The 25,591-nt window shown below is 63.3% G+C and carries 17 protein-coding genes and 1 riboswitch; of the genes, 15 read left to right on the forward strand and 2 right to left on the reverse strand.

Annotated features, from left to right (window positions below):
* Window positions 1-132 precede the first annotated feature (132 nt).
* Together P3T18_RS04410 and tcuC (P3T18_RS04415) are read left to right on the forward strand one after the other, a co-directional pair.
* On the forward strand, window positions 133-882 hold the full coding sequence (locus tag P3T18_RS04410; protein ID WP_429298684.1) for an IclR family transcriptional regulator: 750 nt from the start codon (window positions 133-135) through the stop codon (window positions 880-882).
* Between the two features lie 368 nt (window positions 883-1,250).
* Window positions 1,251-2,552: a tricarballylate/proton symporter TcuC gene (gene tcuC / locus P3T18_RS04415; protein ID WP_429298685.1), complete on the forward strand. Its 1,302-nt coding sequence runs from the start codon at window positions 1,251-1,253 to the stop codon at window positions 2,550-2,552.
* A gap of 110 nt (window positions 2,553-2,662) precedes the next feature.
* Here the strand turns inward: tcuC (P3T18_RS04415) and tcuC (P3T18_RS04420) are convergent, their stop codons facing one another.
* Window positions 2,663-3,973 (reverse strand): tricarballylate/proton symporter TcuC, encoded by a 1,311-nt coding sequence (gene tcuC / locus P3T18_RS04420; protein ID WP_429298686.1) that lies wholly within the window; start codon window positions 3,971-3,973, stop codon window positions 2,663-2,665.
* Between the two features lie 311 nt (window positions 3,974-4,284).
* On the opposite strand from tcuC (P3T18_RS04420), the gene P3T18_RS04425 reads away from it, so the two are divergent.
* From P3T18_RS04425 to P3T18_RS04440, 4 genes are read left to right on the forward strand one after another with little or no spacing between them, the layout of a single operon-like run.
* Window positions 4,285-5,670 (forward strand): phenylacetate--CoA ligase family protein, encoded by a 1,386-nt coding sequence (locus tag P3T18_RS04425; protein WP_429298687.1) that lies wholly within the window; start codon window positions 4,285-4,287, stop codon window positions 5,668-5,670.
* An 11-nt stretch (window positions 5,671-5,681) separates the two neighbouring features.
* Entirely contained in the window at window positions 5,682-6,524 is an 843-nt protein-coding gene (locus P3T18_RS04430; protein WP_429298688.1) for a CoA transferase subunit A, read from the forward strand.
* 11 nt (window positions 6,525-6,535) lie between these two features.
* A complete protein-coding gene (locus P3T18_RS04435; RefSeq protein WP_429298689.1) occupies window positions 6,536-7,300 on the forward strand; it encodes a CoA-transferase in 765 nt (254 codons plus the stop codon).
* A complete protein-coding gene (locus tag P3T18_RS04440; RefSeq protein WP_429298690.1) occupies window positions 7,297-8,706 on the forward strand; it encodes an MmgE/PrpD family protein in 1,410 nt (469 codons plus the stop codon). The genes P3T18_RS04435 and P3T18_RS04440 overlap by 4 nt, the downstream gene beginning before the upstream one ends.
* Before the next feature lie 39 nt (window positions 8,707-8,745).
* Here the strand turns inward: P3T18_RS04440 and P3T18_RS04445 are convergent, their stop codons facing one another.
* Complete coding sequence (locus tag P3T18_RS04445; RefSeq protein ID WP_429298691.1) at window positions 8,746-9,618, reverse strand: spherulation-specific family 4 protein; 873 nt, start codon at window positions 9,616-9,618, stop codon at window positions 8,746-8,748.
* 54 nt (window positions 9,619-9,672) lie between these two features.
* A riboswitch (cyclic di-GMP riboswitch) is annotated at window positions 9,673-9,752 on the reverse strand.
* A 729-nt stretch (window positions 9,753-10,481) separates the two neighbouring features.
* On the opposite strand from P3T18_RS04445, the gene P3T18_RS04450 reads away from it, so the two are divergent.
* From P3T18_RS04450 to P3T18_RS04490, 9 genes are all read left to right on the forward strand, one after another.
* Window positions 10,482-13,217 carry a sugar ABC transporter gene (locus P3T18_RS04450; RefSeq protein WP_429298692.1) on the forward strand — a complete coding sequence of 912 codons (2,736 nt, stop codon included), beginning with the start codon at window positions 10,482-10,484 and terminating at the stop codon, window positions 13,215-13,217.
* Complete coding sequence (locus P3T18_RS04455; protein WP_429298693.1) at window positions 13,207-17,190, forward strand: tetratricopeptide repeat protein; 3,984 nt, start codon at window positions 13,207-13,209, stop codon at window positions 17,188-17,190. The genes P3T18_RS04450 and P3T18_RS04455 overlap by 11 nt, the downstream gene beginning before the upstream one ends.
* A gap of 36 nt (window positions 17,191-17,226) precedes the next feature.
* Window positions 17,227-17,778 (forward strand): penicillin-binding protein activator LpoB, encoded by a 552-nt coding sequence (locus P3T18_RS04460; protein ID WP_429298694.1) that lies wholly within the window; start codon window positions 17,227-17,229, stop codon window positions 17,776-17,778.
* A 90-nt stretch (window positions 17,779-17,868) separates the two neighbouring features.
* Complete coding sequence (locus P3T18_RS04465; RefSeq protein WP_429298695.1) at window positions 17,869-19,281, forward strand: PelD GGDEF domain-containing protein; 1,413 nt, start codon at window positions 17,869-17,871, stop codon at window positions 19,279-19,281.
* The gene (locus tag P3T18_RS04470) at window positions 19,274-20,284 is read left to right on the forward strand and encodes a hypothetical protein (protein WP_429298696.1); all 1,011 of its coding nucleotides are present in this window, start codon (window positions 19,274-19,276) and stop codon (window positions 20,282-20,284) included. Before P3T18_RS04465 ends, P3T18_RS04470 begins: the two co-directional genes overlap by 8 nt.
* Complete coding sequence (gene pelF / locus P3T18_RS04475; RefSeq protein ID WP_429298697.1) at window positions 20,281-21,933, forward strand: GT4 family glycosyltransferase PelF; 1,653 nt, start codon at window positions 20,281-20,283, stop codon at window positions 21,931-21,933. The genes P3T18_RS04470 and pelF overlap by 4 nt, the downstream gene beginning before the upstream one ends.
* Window positions 21,933-23,306, forward strand: a complete 1,374-nt coding sequence (pelG, locus tag P3T18_RS04480) for an exopolysaccharide Pel transporter PelG (RefSeq protein WP_429298698.1) — start codon at window positions 21,933-21,935, stop codon at window positions 23,304-23,306. Before pelF ends, pelG begins: the two co-directional genes overlap by 1 nt.
* A gap of 245 nt (window positions 23,307-23,551) precedes the next feature.
* Window positions 23,552-24,619 carry an endo alpha-1,4 polygalactosaminidase gene (locus P3T18_RS04485; protein ID WP_429298699.1) on the forward strand — a complete coding sequence of 356 codons (1,068 nt, stop codon included), beginning with the start codon at window positions 23,552-23,554 and terminating at the stop codon, window positions 24,617-24,619.
* Between the two features lie 53 nt (window positions 24,620-24,672).
* A complete protein-coding gene (locus tag P3T18_RS04490; RefSeq protein ID WP_429298700.1) occupies window positions 24,673-25,575 on the forward strand; it encodes an endo alpha-1,4 polygalactosaminidase in 903 nt (300 codons plus the stop codon).
* Window positions 25,576-25,591 lie beyond the last annotated feature (16 nt).

The raw sequence follows: 25,591 nt of genomic DNA on the forward strand, positions 1-25,591 counted from the left end.
CCGGGTGTTCGTGAGACGCCTCGACGGTATGCGCGCAGGCGCCCGCCGCCAGATACAGGCGGGACTTCAGGTTGCACTGGACGGCGTGAGATGCAGGTGTAGAATGGGCGCAACATCCCAATCCTTAGGACTATGGACAAGACTTTGCTCAAGGGCCTGATGCTACTCGAGGCGCTCGCCGACCAGAGTGGCAAAGCCGTCACCATTCAGTTACTGGCCGAGCGGGTCGGCCTGACCAAAAGCAATACGCATCGCACGTTGCAAACCCTGGCGCACGCCGGTTATGCGACCCGCGACGAAGCGAGCGGCAATTACCGCAGCACCTTCAAGCTGTTCGAACTCGGCTCCAAGCAGATGGCGCAAGTCGACGTGCGCCAGTTCGCGACCTCGCAGATGCACGCGCTCGCCGAGTTGACGCGCGAAACCGTGCATCTCTCGATTCTCGACGGCGGCGAAGTGATCTACGTGGACAAAATCGACAGCCCGCAGCCGGTGCGCGCGTATTCGGCGCTCGGCGGTCACGCGCCGGCGTATTGCGTGGCGACGGGCAAGATTCTGCTGGCGTACAAGGGTCCTGAGTACGTGGCCCGTCATCTGCCGGAACTCGTCGCGTATTCCAAGGCGACCATCACCGATCTGAAAGACCTCAAGGTGGAACTCGCACGCGCGGCGGCCAACGGCTACGCGATGAATCGCGGCGAGTGGCGCGAGAGCGTGGGTGGTGTGGCGGCACCGATCTTCGACGCGTTCAGTGCACCGATTGCCGCAATCGGCATTTCAGGACCGCTCGAACGTCTGAGTCTCAAGCGTATGAAAGAACTCACGCCCGCTGTGCAGGAAGCAGCGTTGAGCGTCTCGCGCGCGATGGGTTATCGCGGCTGATCCGTAGTCTTCGAACGCGCGCCGGCCAGCTTGTGCCGGCGGCGCGGCAACCCGGCGTGGCAACCTCGCCGCGCCTCTTTTCCTTCCTCATTTCCTCTTCCGACTGGCACGTTCAGGGAATACCCCATGACGTCGCGCCTGAGAAAACGTCATAAGGTAAACTCAAATGCGGGACGTTGTTCCTAAAAAATAGGACTTCGCGTTTCGGTCGACATGACCTCCATGCGATTGCTTCGCCTTCCGTGTTCGCGGCATCTCTCTGTTGCCGAGCCTTGCTGCATGTCATGGGCGGTTCTCGGCAAGACGCATCGTTTCCGCTTCGACGCCCCGTTTTCTGACCGCACGACCTCTTCATGGAGACAGCAGCGATGGACATCCCTGCAAGGACGGAATCGCCGGCACGCACGATCTTGCGTGTCGTCAGCGGCAACTTTCTCGAGATGTACGACTTCATGGTGTATGGCCTGTACGCCACGTCGATTGCGAAGGCGATGTTTCCGAGTGACGATCCACTCGTGTCCTTGCTGCTGTCGCTCGCCACCTTCGGCATGGGCTTTCTGATGCGGCCGCTCGGCGCCATCGTGCTGGGCGCTTACATCGACCGGTGCGGCCGGCGCGCGGGACTGATCGTCACGCTCACGCTGATGTCGATCGGCATCACGTTGATCGCGGTCACGCCAACCTACGCGGCCATCGGACTCGCCGCGCCCGTGCTGGTGCTGATCGGACGCCTGCTGCAAGGATTCTCCGCAGGCGCTGAATCGGCCGGGGCGTCGATTTATCTGGCCGAGATCGCGCCGCCCGGCCGCCGCGGATTCTACGTATCCTGGCAATCGGCCACGCAGCAACTCGGCGTGCTGATGGCGGCGGTACTCGGTGTCGGTCTTCGTTTTGCGCTGACGCCCGAGCAAATGGATTCGTGGGGCTGGCGGGTGCCGATGCTGGTCGGCTGCTCGATCATTCCAGTGCTGGTGTGGATTCGCCGCTCGATCGTCGAGTCGCACGTATTCACCGCGCAGAAGCGTCAAACCACGAGCGAGTTGTTCCTGTCGCTCGCGCGCTGCTGGCGCACGGTGCTGTGGGCCACGCTGCTCATCAGTCTGACGCCTGTCATGTTTATCCTGATCACCGTCTATACGCCGACCTACGGTCTGCACGAACTCGGTCTGCGGCCGATCGACACCTTCTGGGTCACGACCTGCGTCGCCAGCACGACCTTCATCATGATTCCGCTCATGGCGATCGTGTCGGACAAGGTGGGCCGTAAGCCGATGCTGGCCGGATCGGCGCTCGCCATCGCGGTGGTCGCTTATCCGGCCATGCAATGGCTCGTGGCGGCGCCGTCGTTCGGGGCGCTGATGATCGTCGAAGTGGGCTTCGCGCTGTTGTATTCGGGCTGGCAGGCGTCGCTGGTGGTGGCGGTGACGGAGATCATTCCCGACAACATTCGCGGCACGGGTTTCTCGCTGGCGTACAGCCTGTCGGTGGCGATCTTCGGCGGCTTCACTCCGTTCATGTGCACGGCCATGATTCACGTGACGGGCAACAAGGCGGTTCCTGGCGCATGGCTGGCCGTCGCCGCGATGCTGGCCTTTATCGCCTCTCTCGGGGCGACGCGACCGCAGCGCGTCGCGGATGACGAAAGAGCCAGCGCGGAAGCACTCACCTGATTCATCCGAGGAGCAGCAAACGAAATGGGCGCCTGAGGCGCCCATTTTTGCGGTTACAGCGTGATTCGGTGGGATCGAACGATGCCGCGACGTGATGCGACAGCTCGCCGTCAGTCGTAGCCGGTGACGAGTCCGGCGCGTTCCTTCTGCGCGGCGGCGCGCTTGCCCGGCACCACGAGGAAGGTCGCGCAGAGTGCCAGCAGCGCGCCTGCGCCGAGCCAGACGCCGGGAATCGCCTTGTTGCCGGTGAGGTGGATCAGCATGGTGCAGACGACCGGTGTGAAGCCGCCAAAAATCGCTTGCGACAAACTATAGGCCAATGAGAAACCCGTCCCGCGCACATTGGCCGGAATCATCTCGGTGAGCGTGACGACCAGCGACGACTGATAAGCGGCGTACAGGAACGCGAATCCCACTTCCACCAGCATCAGCGAGCCGAACGACGGCTTCGAGACGAGCCACAACATCGCGGGATAGGCGACGATCCCGATCACCAGCGACGAGCAGACCAGCATCGGGCGGCGTCCCACACGATCGGACACGATCGCGAAAAGCGGAATCATGATGAACGTGACGATCGACACGCCCACGGCCACCCAGAACGAGTCGATTGGCGCGAGACCCAATTCGACGCGGCCGAACGTGGGCGTATAGACGGTGATGAAATAGAACATGATGCTGGTGAGCGTGACCAGCACGACCGCCGAGAGCACCAACCGGCGATGCTCGAACAGCGAGCGGAACAGTTCGCCGGTGGTCTGCCGTCTTTGTGCGATGAATACATGCGATTCCTCGATCGAGCGACGAATCGAAAAGATCACCGGAATGATCGAGCAGCCGATCAGAAACGGAATGCGCCAACCCCACGCGTCCATCTGCGTATCGCTCAGCATGAAGCGCAGACCGACTCCGAGCGCCGATGCGAGGAGCACCGCGAGTTGCTGGCTCGCGGGCTGCCACGAAACGTAAAAGCCGCGCCGTCCCGGCGGCGCGATTTCCGATAGATAGACCGACGTGCCGCCCAACTCCGCGCCGGCTGAGAAACCTTGCAGCAGGCGCCCGACTGCAACCAGCACGGGTGCCGCGAGGCCGATGGTAGCGTAATTCGGCGTGAGCGCCAGCAGCAGGACGCCTACCGCCATGATCCCGAGCGACAGCAGCAGTCCCGCGCGCCGGCCATGCGTGTCCATATAGGAGCCGAGCACCAGCGCGCCGATGGGCCGCATCAGAAAGCCCATGCCGAACGTGACGAATGCCATCATCAGCGAAATGAACGGGTCGTGGCTCGGGAACATGGCTTTGGCGATCGACGAAGCGTAAAAGCCGTAGACCACGAAATCGTAGCCTTCGAGAAATACGCCGCCCACCACGCGGAAAATCGCTTTGCCGCTGGGATGTCCTGCCGTTGCGCTTTCGCTCATGGTGAGGTCTCCATTGATTGATTTGATGTGCCGTACCAACTTGCAGGACGAGCTTTTCAAATATTGTTTTCGATCCTGTCATCAGCATGGCGATGCGTCAAGCATGCAGGACAGGTCCGCGGGAATACCCTCAGATGCTTCGCAAGCCGAACTAAACGTTGGCGCACGGTCGCTGTTGACGCGATTCGCCACGCGGCCTAATATTGATAAATATAAGGACTTAATTCCTAATTTATAGGACATGCGCGAAACACCGGCTTCATGGAACGCGATGTGCCGGGCGTCCAGCGTGCGAAAAAAGGAGACGTTTCATGCTGATGGAAAGTACGCCGGACACAGCCCTGATCGACGCCACTCGCAGCCGTGACCCGATCGCTTACATGGAGGCGTTGAACGAGTTGCGCATCCGTAAGCTGGGTCCGCAACTCGAGTACTGTTTTCGCAACGAGTACTACGGCGCAAAAATGCGCGAAGCCGGTATCGACGATCCACGCGCGATCGATACGATCGACGCGTTTCGCGCGCTGCCCGCGTTTCTCACCAAGGCCTGGCACCGCGAGTCGCAGGATCAGTCGCGTGAACGTTACGGGCATCCCTTCGGTATGCATCTGTGCGCGCCGATCGAGAGCGTGGTGCATGTCGCGGGCACATCCGGCACGACGGGCCTGCCCACTTTCTATCTGTTCACGAAGAAAGACCTCGACAACACGTATCTGACGATAGGCCGTCTGCTGAAAATGGCGGGCGTGCGGCGCGGCGACTCCATCCTGCAACTGTTCGGTCTGAGCATCTGGGTGGCCGGCACGACGATGATCCAGGCGAGCGAAGCCTATGGCGCGCGGCCTATTCCGCTCGGTGCCGAGGCCGGCGTGACCAAGGCGCTGCAATATATCGATCTGGTGAAGCCGCGCGTCGTGTTCGGCACGCCGTCGATGATTTCGCATCTGATCGACCGCGCGCCCGAGCAACTCAAGCGCCCGCTCAACGAGTGCGGCATCGAAGTAGTGATCTGCGGCGGCGAGCCGGGGCTTGCGATTCCCGCTTACCGCAAGCGCATTCAGGACGGCACCGGCGCGCGAGTGATCGACATGACCTGCGGCGCGTGGACCAATGCGGCCGCCGACTGCGGCGGCCCCGAACATAATGGTCTGCACTATCTGGCCGAGGACACCTGCTTTCGCTACGACCTGGTCGACCCCGAAACACGCAAGCCGCTACCGCTCGTGGACGGCATGGTGGGCGAGGCCGTACATACGGCGCTCGACTATGAAGCCGCGCCCGCGCTGCGCTATGCGACGGGCGACATTCTGCGCTTGTCGGTCGGCGAGTGTCCGCATTGCGGGCAGTTCGGTTCCCGCTTCAATTTTGTCGGACGCGCCGACGACCTGATGAACGTGCAGGGCGTGAAGGTCTATCCGACCGCCGTGAAGGAAGTGGTCGAAACGTTTTCGCCGCAGGTGGCCGGGCCGATGCAGGTCGTGCTCGACGCTGCGCCGCCGCGTGTGGCGCCGCCGGTCCGGTTGCGCGTCGAAGCGGGTCACGAGGTGGCCGAATCGCAGTGGCCCGCACTCGCGGAGAGTATCGAAACACGCGTGCACGGCGCGCTGAAGATCCGTACGCAGGTGCAGATCGTCGCGCCGGGTTCGCTCGCCGCGTCGAACCTCAAGACCAAGTTGCTGGTCATCGAACCGCGCTGATGGAGGCAGAGATGAATACGTATCGCAAACCGGTGGTGCTCGACAACGTCGCCGATCTCGTCGGCATGATCGACGACGGCGCGACGCTCGTCGTGCCGGCCGACTACGGTGGCTCGCCCGCCGAAGCGGCACGCGCGCTGGTGCGCAAGGGCGCGCGCAACCTCAGGCTGATTGGCGGACCACCGAGCGGCTACGTGGCCGACCTGTTGATCGGCGCGGGATGCTTGAGCTATCTGGAGATGCCCGGCGTGATTCTCGGCGACTTCGGCCTCGCGCCGCGTTTTCGTGCGGCCGTCACCGCGGGCAAGCTGGAGATTCGCGACACCACGTGCCCCGCGTTTCATTCCTCGATCGCGGCGGCGCAAAAAGGCCTGCCTTTCATGCCGATGCGCGGACTGATCGGCTCGGACATTCTCAAGTACCGGCCGGAGTGGCAAGTCATCCGCAACCCGTACGCCGGCCACGACGATCCCATTGTGCTGTTGCCCGCGCTCGTGCCGGACGTGGTGCTATTCCACGGACTCTGGGGCGACCGCTACGGCAACGTGTGGGTCGGCAAGGCCTTCGAAGTGATGGCGATGGCGCAGAGCGCGAAAACGGTGCTGGCGACCTTCGAGCATTTCTACGAAGGCGACCTGCTCGACGACGTGCATATGGCGCCGTCGACGGTGTCGCAGCTCTATGTCACGGCAAGCGTGCATGTCGACAAGGGCGCATGGCCGGTTGCGTTCGGCAAGGAATACGGTTTCGACGCCGAGCATCTGTCGCGCTACGCGCAACTCGCGCGAACCGATGAAGGCTTTGCCGAGTATCTCGACGAGTTCGTGTTCGAACGCACGCACACCGCCCCGTGAGGATCGCGACGATGACTACCGACTACACCTTGCAGGAACTGCTCGCCACTGTAATTGCCCGGATTGCCGCCGATGCCGAGAGTATCGGTGTTGGCAACACATCGCCGATTCCGGCCGCCGCCGCGCTCGCGGTCTATGCGCGTCGGAACGCCGAAATGACGCTCTCGATTCTCGGCAGCTTCAAGTACAACAAGCTTTTCACCGGCGGGATTCGCGAGCAGTACGATTTCGCGGCGCGCGGCCAACTCGACGTGCAGTTCTTCGGCGGCGGGCAGATCGACGGACAGGGCAATATCAACCTGGTCGGCGTCGACGGTTATCCGCAATCGCGCGTGCGACTGGCGGGGTCGTTCGGCTCGGGCTTGCAGTACTACACCGGCCGTCGAACTATCCTGTTCCGCCAGGAACATTCGCGCCGCGTGCTGGTGCCGAAAGTGGATTTCATTAGCGCGCCGGGCGTCTCGCCGCCTAACGTGCACCGGCTGGGCGGACCGATCGCGCTCGTCACCGGCATGTGTCTGATGAGCTTCGATCGCGAACGCGCCCGCTTTACGCTGGAAAGCGTGCATCCCGGCCATACACGGCAGGATGTACTGGATGAAACCGGCTTCGAGTTCGACTGCCCGGCCGACGTGCCGACCACGCCCGCACCCACTGCCGACGAACTCGACGTGCTACGCGGTTTCGTTCGCCGCGAAGTGGCCGAGGTCTATCCGAACTTTGCGGCCACGGCATTCCTCGATTCCGCGCCCGCTCGCACCACGGCGTCGGCATGAGCGAGGCGGCCTATCACGAGGAACTGGCCCGCATGGCTGTCGGCGTGCGGCTGGCCGACATGGGCGCGTCGACGCGCAGCGCATTGCTCGACACGGTAATCGACACGGTGGGTTGCGCCATCGCCGCCGCGGCCGAACCATTTGCCGACGCAGCGTTGCGCGCGACCGGCGCGGCTTACGGCGGCGGCACGTGTAGCGTGCTCGGCCGCAGCGAGCGCGTGAGTCCGTCGGCTGCGGCGATGATCAACGCCACGCTCGGCCATGGCTATGACTTCGATGATGTTCATCTGCCGTCGCTGTCGCATTTCTCGACCATCGTGATACCGGCCGCTCTTGCCGCGTGCGAGATGGAACGCGCGAGTGGTGCGACCTTTCTCGAAGCCGTCATCGCCGGCGATGAAGTCGGCGGGCGCATCGGCTGGGCGGCGTGCTCGACCGAATGGGGCGGTACGTCGATCCGCAATCGCTCGTTTTTCCCCACCGCGATTCTAGGGACGCTGGCTGCGGCGGTCGCGGTGGCGAAAGTGTTCGGCCTTTCCGTGGGGCAAACTGCGCAGGCTATCGCGATTGCGGGTAGCTACGCGGCCGGTCTCGCGTCGGTGTCGCGCGGCGACAATTCGACCAAGCGCACTCAGGCAGGCTGGGCCGCGCAATCCGGCTTGAACGCCGCGTTGCTCGCCCGCGAAGGTTTCACGGGCCCACGCTCGGTGCTCGAAACGCCGCAGGGATTTTTCGAGGCGTTCACCGGCAATCGCTTCCGGCCCGAGGCGTTGCGCCGCAATTCCGACGACACGTGGATCTGCGAGGAAATGTCGTTCAAGCATTATCCGCTCGAATACATCATTCATCCGCTGGTCGAATTGACGGGGCGGGCGCGAGACACCGTCCTGCCGTTGCTGTCAGATGTGACGCGTATTGAAGCGTCCGCCACCGCGCGTTTTGTCACGTTGTTCGAACCCGTCGACACCAAGACTGCGCCCGCCGATGCGTTTCAGGCTCTGATGAGTGCGCCATACTGCATCGCGCGAGCGTTGACCAAAGCGGCCGACGGCAATCTGTGGCTATCCGACTTTCGCGAGCACTACGTATGCGACGACGCCACGCGCGCCCTCGCGCGCAAAGTCGCGTTCGTGCCGGACGCGTCGTTCGATGCGCGCTTTCCGTTGCATATCGACGGTGGCCTGAAGGTGCTGTGCGGTGAAACGGTGGTATGGGAAGGCCGTATCGACGATGTGTACGGCAGCCTCGACCGGCCGATGAGCGAAGCGCACTTCCTCGGCAAGTTCCGTTCGAATTGCGCGGCGTTGCCGGCGGCGCAGGTCGACGCGATGCTCGATACGCTGCGTCACGTCGACGAAGCGCCGGATGCGGGCTGGATTGGGTTGATGCGTGCGGGGCCGGCGTAACCGGCCACCGCGAACATCCTGTCGATCTGACTCCGCCCATCAACGCGCAGCGGCGTCCGTGACCTCATCGTTCCAGTAGGGCGGCAGCGCCTTATACGGATTGCCGCCGGCGAGTGACGTGACATACACGCCGCCCGCACCATGCGCCTTCGAATATTGCACGATACCCGGCAACTGGTCGGCGGTCGCGCCGTACACCATGTGCACGAAGCGGTTCTTCGGATAGGCTGCCTGCCAGCTCATCGGCTGGTATTTCGCGTAACTCTTCGCGGTACTTTCGAAGACGACGAACTGGTCGGCCGTCGGCAGGCTCGCGTAGAGTTCGGGGATGTTCGTGCCCGGATTGGCCGTCACCGTGTAGGCGGAGTTCAGTCCTTTGATGTAGTTGTAGATCGACTGGTAGAACTGGATGTGCGACATCTTGCTGTCGGACGTCATCTCGTCGATAAAGAAGCCATCCACTTTATACATCGCCACGTAGGCGTTGATATCGGTGACGACCGCGGAAAGCGAGCGCTGGCCGTACGAAGTGGAGATATAACCCAAGACCTTGCCGCCGACGGCGCGAAGCCCGGCTGTCGCGGCCGCGTAGTTGGCATCTACCTTGGTGCCGGGGCCGCTGTTGGGATTCAGGATGGCCGTGGTCGGCACCTTGCGCGCCGAGGTCACGAGACTGTTCCAGTTCGCGACACTGCTGGTGGCATTGAAGTAGGACGGTACGACGAGACTTGTGGTTGGCGTGGTTGCCGTGGTCGCCGCGAAAGCTGTGCCGTTCAGGCATCCCACGACTAGCAGGCTTGCAATCAGCCCGGCCCGTTTAAGACTTCTACCGGTGCGGCCCAAAAGACGGATGGCTTCCGCCGATTCCGAAGCCACAAACGCAACTGCACCCATTCCCCGATTGACTTGCATGTAGCCTCCTGACGCGGTGTGGTCACCGCTGTCGATTGGCCCGCCGTGGATACGGCGGGCAACTGGCAAACTCCCGCGAAGGAGTCCCTGTAGTTTTGCGTCGCCGGATCGCTCCGGGTTTGCCCAAACTGCGCTAACGGCATCCCAAGAATTTTCTTTAGGGAGCCTATTTATTTATTCGCAGCGTTTGAATCAAATGCCCGTGCAGCATATCGGAAAATTAATTCCTGTCCATGCATTTCGGTACTTATTGCTTCCCGCGCTCGGGCAGGGCGTGCGAGGCGGCGGATAGCCGTGTTAGGCATAGGTTAAAAATATTTGAAAGAGACTGTAGGGAGTGTGCCTAAGCAGATATTCAGTAAATCAATGTTCAGAGGAATTAATCGTGGGACGGCTGATCCGGACGCCGTGCGGCGATTTTCCAACACATTGACGAATCGCTTGACGAAGCGATTTTGGGCTATTTCGCCATCGCAGTAAGGCCCGCCGAGCCGCGCAATCGTTTGCCTTTGAATTCAAGTGGATGCATTTACCACTATTTAACGGTCCGGATTGCTGCGACGCCATAAGCAAGCTTGAGACGACTTAATGCATGTGATATCTTCCACGGCCTTACCAGTAAACAAACAAAAAGTCGGTATGACATCCGCCGCAATGCAGTTTGGCGCGATGTAAATAATGCCGATGGCCGGCTAGAAAATCCGCAAGCGGAAACTGTCTTCCCGTAGGGGAGAGCGCCGCTCGCGTTCAGACTGAACGGGGAAAAGATTTTGGCGATGAAGAAGCGGACCCGGGCATGCGCCGGCGGGGACTCTTGCGGGGTTGTCGAGCGTGCAGGCGAACGATTTCTTACGCGTACCTTAATGGCGGTACTCCTTGGCGCGGGTTGTATCGCGCCGTTTGCGGCCCATGCCGCCACTCAGGCATCCGCTCAGGTCATCGCTCAGGCAGCCACGAAGGCTGAAGCCGCGCCGTCGCAGTCCGCGGCTCACTCCGCCACGTCTGCACCCAACCTCGCTTTCTTCTATGCGGCCAATCCGCCTGTCGACCAATTGCAGGCATTCGACGCTGTCGTGGTCGATCCCGCTACCGGTTTCGATCCGGCGGCGCATCCACTGGCTCACACCACGTGGATCGCGCGCACGAATGGCGCCGAGTCCGCCGCGTCGGCCGAGACGTTCCTCTCCAGCCAGATCGAGCCGTTGTGGAAGCGCGGCTATCGCGGCTTCCTGCTCGACACGCCCGCAGCGGTGGCCGCGGCTAGCCGCATTCATGAAGCTCATCCGGACGCACGCCTCGTAGCGGGCGGCCCCGACGTCCTGCGCAACGCGCTGCCGGTGGCGAAGTCGCTCTACGCGGTTGCGGGCGAATCGCTGGTGCGCGGTATCGACAGCAATGGCCAATTCGTGGAAGTCCCCGAGGCGTTGCGAGCACAACGTATCGCGGACGCACGCGCCTTCACACAGCAAAGCGGCGTACCGGTGGTGTCCGTCGAATATTGCGCGGGCAACGACCGGCAGTGCGCGCGCGACACCGCCGCGCGCGTCGTGTCGGCCGGCATGCTGCCTTATGTAACGAACAAGTCGCGTGACGTCGTCGGCATCGGCAAGATCGAAGTGCTGCCGCGCAAGATTCTCATCGTGCAGGATCGCGACACCAAAGATCCGCTTGACCTGAGCGCCGGTGTGCGCGATCTCGCCACGCCGCTCAACTACATGGGTTACGACGTCGAGTACGCCGACTTCTCGTCGCGTCTGCCCGACGCCATTACGCCGGACCGTTACGCGGGTGTCGTCGCGTGGATCCAGCGCGGCGCGGTGCCGGATTCCGAAGCGTGGCAACGTTGGGTCACGGCGCGCATGGCGGATCACGTGCCTGTCGCCTTCCTCGGTGCGTTCGGCTTCGACGCGGCCGGTTCGGCAGGCGCGGCGCTCGATCTGCAAGCCGTGGGCGGCGCGCTGGCCGCGCCGGTCACGGTGGTCGGCAGCGATCCGATGGTCGGCTTCGAAATCAGCCCGAAGCCGGAACCTCGCGATCTGCTGGGCGTGCGCGTGGGTTCGCGCAGCCACTCGTTGCTGCGTGTTTCGGCCAACGGCGTAATGCTCGACCAGGTCGCGCTTACACCGTGGGGCGGCTACGCGCTCAGCCCGTACACGGTGGCGTCGCTCGACAGCATCGAGCAGGAACGCTGGGCGATCCAGCCGATGGCGTTCATGAAAGCGGCGCTGCATTTGCAGGACATGCCGTCGCCGAGCGTCACGACTGAAAACGGCCGGCGTCTGTTCATGTCTCACGTGGACGGCGACGGTTTCGCCTCGCGCGCCGAATTCCCCGGCCCCGATTATTCGGGCGAAGCGCTGTATCAGCAGATCTTTACCCGCTATCAGGTGCCGATGACGCTGTCGGTGATCGAAGGCGAAGTCGGTCCCAAGGGCCTGCATCCGGATATCTCGCCGCGTCTCGAAGAGATCGCGCGCAAGATGTTCGCGCTGCCGAACGTCGAGATCGGCACGCACACGTACTCGCATCCGTTCCAGTGGGAGCAGGTCGACAGCAAGACCGGCGCGCAGGTGGATCGTGGAGGCGGCGACGCGGCGTTCTCGCTAAACATTCCGGGCTATCACTTCAACATCGACCGCGAGATCACCGGTTCGATCGACTACATCAACACGCGCCTTGCGCCGCCCGGAAAGAAGACCGTGCTGCTGCAATGGTCCGGCGACTGCCGTCCGCCGGGTTTCGTGGTGCGTAAGGTGTACGAAGCCGGGGTCTATAACTTCAACGGCGGCGATACGGTCATCACGAAATCGGCCAATAGCTGGACCAATATCGCACCGATCGGTGTGGACAAGGGGCCGGGCGCCTATCAGGTCTATGCGCCGAATCAGGACGAGAACGTCTACACGAACGACTGGCAAGGCCCGTTCTATGGCTTCATGCGCGTGCTCGAAACTTTCTCGATGACCGACAAGCCGCTGCGCTTCAAGCCGATCGACATTTACTACCACATGTACAGCGGCACCAAGGTGGCCTCGCTGCGCGCGCTCGACCAGATCTTTTCGACGGTGCTCAAGCAGCCCGTCATGCCGGTCTACGTGAGCGAGTACATCCGCAAGGTGCTCGACTGGCACACGTTCGCCGTGGCAAAAGAGGTGGGTCCGCAGGCGAACGACTGGATCGTGCGCGGCAACGGCGATGTCCGCGAGCTGCACTGGCCGCAGGCGACCAAACCGTCGCTGGCCAATGCGTCGGGCGTGACCGGTTTCGCAAACAGTACGGACGGCACCTATATCCATATCGACGGCGGCAGCGCGCGCTTTGCGATCGGCAACGCTGCAGCCACGGACACGGCGCCCTATATCAGCGAAGCCAACGGTTTCGTGCGCAACTTCCAGCGTACGGCGCAGGGTGTGCGTTTCGAGTTCGCCGGTCACTATCAGCCGTTCGTCAAGCTGGCGAACGCGCAGCAGTGCAAGGTCAGTGTCAACAAGCAACCGGTCGCCACGCGTCGCGACGGCGATTTCCTCCGTTTCGATACTTCGGCTGAAGTCGGACACGATCTGAATTACAAGTCCGTCGAGGTCACCTGTGGCCGTTAATCGTCCTCGCATCGCGCCGTCGTGGCTGGTCCTTCTGCTGGCCGGCGTGGTGCTGATCGCGCTTTATATCGTGCATCCGCGTGGCGGACTGCGCAGCCGCATGACGTCGACCAACGCGCCCAGCGATCTCAGCATCGCCTATCTGGAAGCGTGGCTGCGCGTGCAGCCGGACAACACGGAAATCCTCTCGGTGCTCGGCACGCAGTACGTCCGCCTCGGCCGTAATGAGGACGCACGTCGTATGGCTGCCCGTATGGAAGCCATCCCCAGTGAACAGATGCGGCGTGCCGCGCAATTGTTGCGTCTGACGGTCGACACCCGCGAAGCCTTCGCGTTGCCCGCGAACGATCCGGGCCGTGATGCGGCTCTCGCGCATCTGCGCACCCAACTCACGAATGCAGCGGCGCTGTCGTGGTCGAATGCCGACTTGCAGATGCTTGCCGAAGCGGCCGCCTCGGTGAACGCACAGGAACTCGCGGGCCGGCTTTACGCGCGCCTCGCCGTGCAGGACCCGGCGCAGCAGACGCGCTGGAACCGCGAAGTGGTGCGTTTCGCCATGTATGGCGGCGACTATCGCGGCGCGGCCGACGGCTGGTTCCGCCTGCAAGCCACATCGGCGACCTTCGAGGCGCGACGCCAGTGCTTTATCGAAGGCATCAAGGCGTTGCAGTCGGGCAATCAGCTCGACGCAGCGCTCGCCGCCGCCGATCAGCACGGTGCCGAATTCAGGCACGATCACGAAACGCTCGTGGTGCTGCTGAATCTGGCGCGCGCGGCGCATCGTCCGGACCTCGTGGACCGTTACGCGAAAGCGCTGGCCGGCTACGCGCAGGCTCAGCCGGAAGAAGACGGCGCGCTGCGGCTCGTCGACTTTATCCGCGAGCGTGCAAAAGAAGAGGGCGCGCAGGGCCAGTACACCTATATGGATGGTCCGCAAGTTCGGGCCGGTTTTGCCGTGCGCGCGAGTACCCATGGTTCGCGCGACGTGCATGTCGTGCGCGTCGCAGCGTCCACCGCTGCTGCGACACCCGCTGCAACGGCGTCAGACGCCGCGTCTGCGCCGATCGCCGCGTCTGCGACCGCTTCGAACTCCGCCGCTTCCAGCGACGTGCCGGGTCTCCTCTATCAGTCGTTCCTCGAATCGAGCGATCTGCCCAACGCTCAACGCGTGGCAGCGGAGCAGGTCAGCAAGAATCCGACTTCGCCGGTCTGGACCAAGCGCCTCGCACAGGTTGCCGAATGGAATCACGCGTCGCCGCTCGCCTTGCAGATGTGGCTCGCCTACTCGCAAGCGACACACGACCCAGAAGGCTGGAAAAACGTGATGCGCCTCGCGCCGATGCTCAACGACGACAACGCCTATCTGGCCGCGTTGATCCAGGCATCGAATGCTTCGCCGGGCGACCTGAAGCTGGTCGACGCCGTCGTCGCGGCATACGAACGCCTCGGCCGTCCTGAAGACGCGCTGGCATTCCTGCGCGGTCGCCAACGCAATGCGCCGGCGGAAGCGATCGACTTGCGTCTCGGTCAGCTCGCCGAGCGCTCCGGTCACGACGACGAAGCACTGACTTACTACCGCAAGCTGAGCCAGCTCTATCCGTCGAACACGCAATACGCGCTGCGCACGGCGAGCCTTCTGTACCGTCACGGCGACTACAAGGGCGCGCTCGACGCGCTGCTCGCCGCGCGCCGCGGCGCCAAGGACGACGACGTGCTGTTCTGGCGCAACGCCGCGCAGCTCGCGCGCCTGCTGCAGCGTGACGACATTGCGAACGACGCCTACAAGCACCTGCTGGCCAGCGGCCAGGCGGCGCCTGAGGACCTGAGCGCGATGACGTACTTCTACGACGCGTATCCGATCGACGCGGCCCGTACGTCCGAGTTGCAGTTCCGTCGCGATCACTCGCAGCGTGCACTGCAAAGCGCGATTCACTATTACACCGACGCCGAGCAATACGATCGCGTCGACGCTTTGCTGAAGAGCCTGACGCCTGAAGAACTGGCGGCCGGCGAAGCCGACCCGTCCTTCCTGCGCGTGCGTGCCGAGTACTATCGCCAGATCGATCGTCCGCTGGACGCGCTGAAGGACTTGCAGCGCGCGGTGGCGATGCCCGGCGCGACGCTCGAGTTGCGCGTCGCGCTGCTCTGGACGCTGGTGGACTACGGCACCGATGTGCAGTTGCGCGAAGCCGTGGCTGAGTGGCGCGATGCGCCCGCTGAGTCGGCGGCACTGTGGGACCCGCTGGCCGCGGCGCTGATGCGCCTGAACCGGCCGGAAGCCGCGCTGAAATATTTGCGCTTGCAGTCGGCCGCCATGTCGCGTGATCCGCTGTGGCAACTGACGTACGCGGAAGCCCTGGAAATGGCGGGGCATCCCGATCGCGCATGGTCGATCCGCCGCAATGTCTGGCGTCAGATGCAGCAGGAAGAAGCCGAGGTTCGCGCCGACACGGCGCAAGGCCAGATCATCCTGCGCCGGCGCGCTTCGCTGGGTAAGGAAGCGCGTGAGCAGTCGCTCGGCCGTCGCGTCACGCTCGCGTCGATCTTCGAAAACGCGGACGTGTCGAAGGCATTCCTGATCGATCTGCTCGACTCCGACGGCGGCCGTCACGACAACGCTCAAACGCGTCGCACGCTGCTCGGCGATACGGCGGGTCTGCCGCCCATGCAAGCCGATAAGCCGGACGCCGCGGCAGCTTCGGCGGATCAGGCGCGCTTGACGTCTTCCGTGGCTCGCGACATCGCGCTTGCCTGGGCGATGTCGCACGAAGCGAATCCGCTGGCCAAGCGCTGGCTGGCGCGTCAATACGCCGACGTGCTGGCTCAGCCGTCCGACCAGCTGATCGCGATCGCGCTCGCCGAAAACGACAAGCCTGCGATGAAGCGCCTGCTCGATCAGAAGAACGCGAGCCTCTCGCTCAATAACCGTATCGACGCGTCGGTCCAGGTGGACCGGCCGGGCGCGGCGGAAGATCTCGCGTTTCGCGGCCTAGAAGGCGCGCCGCAGGATTCGGAAATGCATGGCCGTCTGCAGCAGACCGCGCTGACCTGGCCGCAATCGCTCGACGCGTCGGTGACGAGCTGGGTCGAACATCCGCTCGACTACATCGAGCAGACGGTGTCCGGCAGCATCAAGGTTGCAGACCTTTATATGGTCGGCGTGAATGGCGTGCAGCGCTTCCAGCATTCCACGGATTCGACGGAATTCACCAACCTGCCTTCCGTGGACCGTTCGGTGCAGGTGTTCGCGCGCCGTCAAACCTACGACACGGCTTTCCAGGTCACGGCAGGCCGCCGCGAAGCACTCGACAGCTTCTACAGCGTGTCGGTGAGCGGCGAGTGGGGCAGGAATTCGCCGTTGTCGGTCGGGCTGAAGGCAGGCCGCAACCAGACCGCGCAGGAGTCGCAGGCGCTGCTGGTGGGCGGCATGAAAGACAACGTGGTCGGCAACTTCACGTATCGCCTGACGCAGCATCTGTACGCATCGGGCAGCGTCGAAGCGGATCGCTTCTATAGCCAGGCGCGCAACTACCTGGGCAGCGGCGTCCTGACGTCGGGTGAAATTGGCTACCGCATTTTCACCAACTATCCGGACTACACGCTGCGTCTGGTCGGCGCGCACGGCGACTACGGTGCGAGCGGCAGCGCCGACGCCCTGATTTCGCGGCTGGTGCCGGTCGCGGTGGGGCCGGTCAACGCCGCGACCTTCGTGCCGCAAACGTACTCGCAATACGGCTTCTTCTTCGGCTTCGGCAACGACCTGATCGACCAGTACACGCGCGCGTGGCGGCCGTTCCTCGACGTGGGCCTGCAACACGACTCGAATCAGGGTTGGGGCCCGGAAGTAAGCCTCGGTCTCGCCGGCACGATATTCGGCGGCGATCACGCTGCAGTCTATTTCTCGCACCAGCGCGTGTCGCATCTCGGCACGCCGGTGACCCAGATCGGCGCACGTTATAGCTGGTTCTACTAAACCGGTTTCGAATACATAATTTAAGGAGCATTCTTCATGGTCGGCATTAAACGATTGGCTCGTACGAGCGCCTGGTGTGTCGCGGCAACCGCGCTGGCTCTGGTGATGAGCGCATGCGCCACGGTCCGTCAGACGTCGGGCCCCGCGCTGACGCACGGCGACAAGGTGGCGCTGGTCTCGATCGCCAACTACACCGAAACGCCGGACGCCGGCAAGAGCGCCGAATCGATCGCGGCCAACACGCTGCGCGCCGGCGGCATCGCCGACGTGCGTATCGCCCCCGCCGATGCGAACCGCAACGCGATGTTCGACACGAACCAGCGCGCCGACGGCGACAAGGCTCTGGAGTGGGCACGTTCGCAGAACGCCCGCTACATCCTGTCGGGCGCCGTCGAAGAATGGCGCTACAAGACGGGCGTGGACGGCGAACCGGTGGTCGGCGTGACCTTCGAGCTGATCGACGTGTCGAACGGCGCTGTGGTGTGGAGCGCGACAGGTACGCGCACGGGCTGGAGCCGCTCGGCACTTTCGAGTGTGGCAACCTCGTTGATCGGCAAGGTTCTCTCGCCGTTGCAAGCGCGTCAGTAAGAACATCGACAAGCAACTCCCCAAGGTTGCCGGCTTGCGCCCGACATGTGCGCCGCAAGCCGCAACCCGACATGTGAAAAGGAAATGGCCGTGAATACCGCAGCCGTGGAAAACAATCCGAGCGCCTCGAAGCCGCGTCATGCGCATCCGTTCGGCAATCTCGGACGCGTGCGCCGCCTGCTGGCGCCCGCGGTAGCGCGGCCGTTCGCGATCGTCGAGACTGTCGTGCTCATGGTGGCCGTACTGGCCGTGACCCGCTGGCTTCATCCTGAAGATCCGGTGCTGCTGCACGCGGGTTTTCCGTGGCTGTGGCTGGCGCCGCTGCTGGTGGCATTGCGTTATGGCAGCCTGCTCGGTCTGCTGAGCGGCGGCCTGATGCTCGGCGCGTGGGCGGTCTTTTATCCTGCCGGCGGCTCGTTCCCCGCGCTGTATTTCGCGGGTGGTCTGATCCAGACGATTCTCGCCGGACACTTCGGCGATACGTGGGGTAGCCGCGCCGGGCGCGCGTCCTCGCTGAACGATTACCTGAACGACCGTCTCGTCGCGTTGACCAACAGCCACTATCTGATGCGGCTTTCGCACGAGCGGCTCGAAAAGGATTTGCTGTCGCGTCCGACCACGTTGCGCGATTCGATTACGGAATTGCGCCGTCTGTCGGTGGCGAACGATACCGCGCTGGCCGTGCCGGCGGCGGACAAGGAACGCGATCCGCTTGGCGGCGCGAGCGGTCTGCTGGAATTCGTCGCGCAGGCCTGCCAGATCGAAGTCGCTGCGTTGTACCCGGTGCATAACGGCAAGCTCGGCGCGCAGGCCATCGCGCAGATCGGCGACCCGTTCGAACTCGCCGTCCACGACGAACTCGTCACGCACGCAGTGAATACGCTGAGCGTCGCGCACCTGAAGAACGAAGACACGGTCGTGCCGGTCAGCCAGTACCTGGTGTGCGCGCCGCTGGTGTCGGCGGACGGTGAACTGCGCGCGCTGCTCGTCGTCAAGCGCATGCCGTTCCTGTCGCTGAACTTCGACAACCTGCAATTGCTGCTGGTCTTGCTCGGCTATTACGCCGATGGCGTCGAGCATTCCGCATTCGTGCAACGCATTCTCGACCGTGTGCCGAACTGCCCGTACGAATTCGCGCTGGACCTGAGCCGCCTCACGCGTCTTCAGCAGAAGGCGGGCGTGGCATCGTCGCTCGTCGCGCTGGCGTTCCCGCGCGATGAAGAAGGCGACTCGCTGTTCGAGCACGTCATGCGTCGGCGTCGTTCGCTGGACGTGATGTGGCCGGTGCAGACCGCGAAGCAGTCGGTGCTGGTGAATCTGATGCCGGCTACCGACACGACCGGCATCGACGGTTATCTCGCGCGTATCGAAGCCAGCCTGACGGCCCAGTTCAGCACCGACCTGGAACGCGCGCGCGTTGGCGTTCACACGCTCCACCTCGAGGGCGACGAGCCGGGCGCGGCGCTCCTGCGTCTTCTCAAGCGAAGCGGCCTCGATGTCTAAGTCCATTTCTCTCATCGTCGGCGCGCTCGCGGCCGTGGTGGCCGTGATCGTGCAATATTTGGCGATCGCGAGCCTGCTGCAGCCGGCCGGCGCGATCGATCCGCTGCTGCGCTTTTTTGCGTGGCAGGCGGTGGCGGGACTCGCCGAGGCGATCGCGTTCCGCTCGTGGCTGCCGCTGAATTACCGCGAGCCGCGCGCGATGTCGTTGCTGTTGCTGTGGCTCGCCTGCACCTTCGTGCCGCTGTTCGGCGGACTCGTGGTGCTGAGCAGCTGCATCTGGGCTGCGCTCTTTCCGGGCGGCAAGGACAGCGATCAGCTCACCGACGTGCCGCGCCCGGAATTCGTCACCTATCTGGTGTCGCGCGTGTCGCACGGCGGCGGCGCGCGTCTGCAGGCGCGTCTCGCCAATACTCAGGTGTCGCCTACCGATAGATTGTCCGCGCTGGTGGCGATCCAGAGCATGCCGACCCGCACCACGGGCACGTTGCTGCGCGAGTTGCTGGCCGATCCGCTCGAAGACATTCGCCTGATCGCTTACGGCACGCTGGATCACGCCGAAAACGAAATCATGCAGAAGATCTTCCGCACCAGCAAAGCGCTGGAAGCGACCGGCAACGATGCCGAGCGCCGCGCGCTCAACCGCCTGCTCGCCGAGCTGTATTTCGAACTCGTGTACCAGAACCTGGTGCAGGGCGCGGTTTACCGTCATACGCTGCAACAGGCTGACCGATACGCTCAGGCGGCGCTCGAAACCGATCCGGGCGACGCCGCGCTGTGGCTGATTCGCGGCCGTCTCGCGCTGGCGAACGGCTTGCCCAATGCCGCGCACGAATACATCGGCCAGGCGCTCGCACTCGGTTTCCCGCGTGAACGGCTGGTGCCGTGGCTGGCGGAAGCCGACTTCCTGCGCGGCGACTACGCTCGCGTCAAGCAGCTTCTCGCATCGCTGGGCAATGCTGCCGCGTTGCCCACACTCAAACCGGTTGTGAAGTACTGGTCATGATGAAAGAACTCCCGATCCGCCGTGCGGCCGATGCCGATGTCTGCCTGCTGCTCGAAGGCACGTTCCCGTTCGTGCGTGGCGGCGTGTCGAGCTGGGTCAATGAAATGATCCGCTCCTACCCGGAGACCCGCTTCGCGATTGTGTTCATCGGCAGCCGGGAGCAGGACTACAACGGTGTCGCCTATGCGTTGCCGGATAACGTGGTGCATATCGAAACGCACTTCCTGTACGAGCAGGCCGCGGCGGATTTCCAACCGCGCGCTGTCGCCGGCGATGCCGATGCCTTTGCCCGCTCCCAGAAATTGCACGACGCCCTGCGCGATCCGCGTAGCGGCAAGGACGTGAGCGCATTGATGGCCGACGTGATTCCGATGCTCGGAACGAACGGCGCATTGAGCGAAGAACAGTTCCTGTCGAGCCGCGCGGCCTGGGACACGATCGTCGATCAGTACCAGAAGTACTGCACCGATCCCTCGTTTACCGATTACTTCTGGACCGTGCGCATCATGCACAAGCCGTTGTGGCAACTCGCGCGCGTCGCCGAGAAGCTGCTGCCGGCCAAGGTGTATCACACGGTGTCGACGGGATACGGCGGCTTTCTCGGCGCACTCGCGCATTACCGTACGGGCCGTCCGCTGCTGATCTCCGAGCACGGCATCTACACGAAAGAGCGCAAGATCGACCTGCTGCAAAGCCAGTGGATTCGCGACAACCGCGGCGTATTCGAGCGCGATATTTCGCGCGTCAGCTATTTCCGCGAACTGTGGGTGCGTTTCTTCGAAGCGATCGGCAAGCTCGCGTACGACGCCGCCGACGATATCGTCGCGCTGTACGAAGCGAACCGCCAGCGCCAGATCACGGACGGCGCGCGCGCCGAACGCACGCAGTGTATTCCGAACGGCATCGACGTGGACGCGCTGGGGCCGCTGGTGGCCGAACGCAAGCCGCGCTCGCATCGCGTGGTGGCGTTGATCGGCCGCGTCGTGCCGATCAAGGACATCAAGACCTTCATTCGCGCGATCTTCATTGCGTCGCGCACCATGCCGGACCTCGAAGGCTGGATCATCGGACCGGAAGAGGAAGATCCCGCTTACGCGCTCGAATGCCGCGCGCTGGTGGAGAGTCTCGGCCTGAGCCGCAACGTGAAGTTCCTCGGCTTTCAGCGCATCGACGACATGATGCCGCAGATCGACGTGATCGCGCTGACCTCGATCAGCGAGGCGTTGCCGCTCGTGGTGCTGGAAGGTTTCGCGGCCGGCGTGCCGTCTATCACGACCGACGTGGGCTCGTGCCGTCAACTGATCGAAGGCGTGGACGAGGAAGATCGCGCGCTCGGCTCCGCGGGCGCGGTGGTCCAGCTCGCCGACCCGGCGGCCTTCGCTCAGGCCGTGCTGGCGCTGCTCGCCGACGGAACCCGCTGGCAGGCCGCGCAACAGGCCGGACTCGCGCGCGTGCGCCGCTATTACACCAAGAAGCAGATGATCGACCGCTATCGCACGCTGTATGAGCGCCTCTCCGCATTGCCGGACCGCGAGCGTAGCGGCTCGGCTAACGATGCCGCGCGCTGCCCGATGCATCACAGCACTCAATCGAACGCAGCGCCGCGCGTGCAGCCGGCGCCGCCCGTTCAATCGCAGGAGACACGCTGATGGCGGGTATCGGCTTTGAATTACGCAAGATCATGCGCCGCGACACGCTGGCCGGCGTGGCGCGCGCTTATGCCTACGCGGGTCTGATCAGTTCCGGTCCGCTGATCCTGTCGATCTTCGGCATCCTGATCATCGGGCTGATCAGTCTCACCTCGGTCATTCCGACCTTTGCAATCGTGCAGTTCCAGGTGTCAGTCACCTATCTGATTGCGCTCAGTCTGATTCTGACGGGACCGCTGCAACTGTCGTTCACGCGCTTCATCTCCGACCGGCTGTTTGAAAAGCGCGACGACCTCGTGCTGTCGAACTACAACGGCGTGGTGCTGGTGTCGTCGGTGCTGGCGAGCGTGGTCGCGGTGGTGGCGATGCTGGTGGGTTTCCGCCAGGAGCCGCTGATCTACCGCTTGCTGATGATTACGGGCTTCGTGGTGGTCAGCAACATCTGGATCGCCGTGATCTTTCTGTCGAGCGTCAAACAGTATCGACAGATCCTGATGGTCTTTGCCGTCGGCTATGCATGCGTGGTGTGCCTCGCGCTCGCGTTGAACGGCTATGGACTGGTTGGCCTGCTCGGTGGTTTCGTGGCAGGACATATCGTGCTGCTCGCCGGTCTGTCGGGTCTGATTTACCGTAACTACCGCAGCGAACGTTTCGTGTCTTTCGAAGTGTTCCAGCGGCGCTTTTCCTATCCGAGCCTCGCGCTGGTCGGCCTGCTGTTCAATATCGGCGTGTGGCTCGACAAGTTCATGTTCTGGTATTCGCCGGGCACGGGCACGCATGTGATCGGACCGCTGAATGCGTCGGTGATTTACGACATTCCGATTTTTATCGCCTACGTGTGCGTGATGCCGGGCATGGCGACGTTCCTCGTGCGTATCGAAGCGGATTTCGTCGAGTACTACGACGCCTTCTACGACGCGGTGCGTAGCGGCGCGACACTGCGCCATATCAACGAAATGCGCGACATGATGGTGGGCAGCGTGCGTGCCGGCCTGTACGAAATCATCAAGGTGCAGACGGTCGTGCTGCTGTTGATCATCGCTTTCGGCGAGCGCGTGCTGGCCTCGCTCGGCATTTCGCCGCTGTATATGCCGCTGCTCGTCGTCGACGTGGTGTCGGCGAGTTTGCAGGTCTTGCTGCTCGGCCTGCTCAACGTGTTCTTCTATCTGGACGGGCGACGTATGGTGCTGCGGCTCACCGGCGCATTCGTCGTGCTGAACGGACTCTTCACCGGCATCACGCTGAAACTCGGACCGGATTTTTACGGTTATGGTTTTGCGCTGGCGCTGCTGGTCGTGGTGGTGGCGGCCGTGAAAGTGCTCGATCGCAAATTCATGTCTTTGGAATACGAAACGTATATGTTGCGGGGTTGAGTGTAAAGCGTTGCTGTTTCGGCTCAAGATCGTGTTCCTGCTGCCGTTGTAGAAGGAGTGAGGGCACGGCGCGTTCGACGAGACGAACCGGCGCGCCGGCACGTTTGGCCTCACACCATTCGACTTCGGATTCCACCATGCATCAATCTGATTCTGGCCTGCTTCGGCGGGCCGCTCGCGCGCGCGTTGCCGTCGGCGTTCATGACGGCCGCCGTGTCGTCCAACGCTGGCTCGGTGCAGCCGTAATGATCGCCGCCTGCGGTCTGCTGGCCGGTTGCGGAGGCGGCGGCAGCGGCACGGGCGCGACGAGTGGCTCGACCGTGGCCGCGGCGATTCCGGCGAGCAGTAGCATCGCCAACTCCGGCAACCCGACTGGCTCGGTCACTTCGGGCAGTTCGGGCAATTCATCGTCCGATACGAATTCCGGGTCGACCAGCAAGCCGACTATCGCGACGGCGCGCAACTTGCCGACGTCGCCGGTGTGGGCGGTGTATTACGGCCGGGGCAGCGCGATCGACATCGCTCAGACGGCGGCCACGTTCAACGTGATCGTGATCGACGCGGATCCGGGCACCGGCACGCCCGCTTTCTCGGCCACCCAGATCGCGGCGCTGAAAGCGAAGGGCGCGAAAGTGCTCAGCTATCTGAACTTCGGTGCCTGCGAAAAATCGCGGACCTACTGGACAACGGTGCCGACCGGCTTCGTATCGTGCGGCGCGAATACTGCGGCGCAAATCAGCAAATACTCGGGCTTCCAGGAATACTGGATGAATCCCGCCAACGCCGACTATCAGAACCTGATCGTCAACTACATCGCGCCGCGTCTCGCGGCAACGGGTATCGACGGCTTCATGCTGGACAACTTCGAAATCGTCGGCCACGGCGCCAACTCGTCGAGTGCTCCATGCAATGCAACCTGCGCGCAGGGCGGCCTCGATCTCGTCAAGCAACTGCGCGACCGCTTCCCGAATCTGGCGCTGGTGCCCAATGCCGCGCCGGTGTCGGCCATCGGCGGAACGACGGGCGGTGTGTCGTTTCCGTGGTTGATCGATGGCGTGATCGCGGAACAGGTCTTCCTGCCGTCGACGAGCACGTCGATCGTGCAGCTATTGAAGTCGTGGCAAAGCACGGAACAGAATCTTGGCCGCAGCGCATTCCTCGTGGGCTCGCTCGACTACGCGTCGTCGTGCACGGCGAGTTCGACCGCGCAAACCGCGTGGACGGCTGCGCAACAGGCGGGCTTCAGTCCGTCGATCTCGACCGTATCGCTCGATAGCATTTGCTGGTGGTCGTTCCTGCCCGCGGGCAGTTGACGACGGCATCGAGCGGGCAGCGTTGCCTGAACAACATGAAAGAGGAGCCGGATTTGTCCGAGCACGATCACAACGGACGCTTCACCTTGCGCGCGCTACTGCGTCGTGTCAGCCGGTTTGCGCGCATGGCCGCGCTCGGCGCGCTGACTTCGGTGGCGCACGCCCAAGGCGCGCCGGCGGGACCTTCGGTGGCGTTGTACTACGGCATGAATCCGCCGGTCGAAGAGTTGTCGACATTCGACGTCGTGGTGGTCGATCCCGACGCGCACTTTGAACCGCGCGCTCATGCGAAAGCGCATCCCGCATGGTTCGCGTACGTGAGCGTCGGCGAGGTCAACCCGCATCGCGCGTATTACAGCGCCATGCCGCGCGAGTGGCTGCCAGGCGTCAACGAAGCGTGGGCCTCGCATGTGATCGATCAGACGGCCGCGCAATGGCCGGCGTTTTTCGTCGACAAGGTGATCGCGCCGCTATGGAAGAAGGGCTATCGCGGCTTTTTCCTCGATACGCTCGACTCCTACCACCTGATTGCGAAGACAGACACCACGCGAGCCGCGCAGGAAGCGGGGATGGTGCGGGTGATTCGCGCGATCAAGAAGCGTTTTCCCGGCGCGAAACTGATCTTCAACCGCGGCTTCGAAATCTTGCCGCAGGTTCACGATCTCGCCTACATGGTGGCGTTCGAATCACTGTATCGCGGTTGGGATGCCGGCAAGCAGCAATACACGGAAGTGCCGCAAGCCGATCGCGACTGGCTGCTGATGCAGGCGGTGACGATCCGCGACCAATACAGGCTGCCGGTGCTTTCCATCGACTATTGCCCGCCCGCCGACGACACGTGCGCAGCCGCCACCGCGGCGCGAATCGTTGAAGCCGGCTTCGTGCCTTACGTCACCGATGGCGGACTCATGACAGTCGGCGTGGGCGCGGCCGTTACCGGCAATGCAAGTCCGTGACAAGCGGACTGAATCA

This window comes from Paraburkholderia sp. GAS199 (assembly GCF_050436585.1).
Taxonomy (GTDB): Bacteria; Pseudomonadota; Gammaproteobacteria; order Burkholderiales; family Burkholderiaceae; genus Paraburkholderia.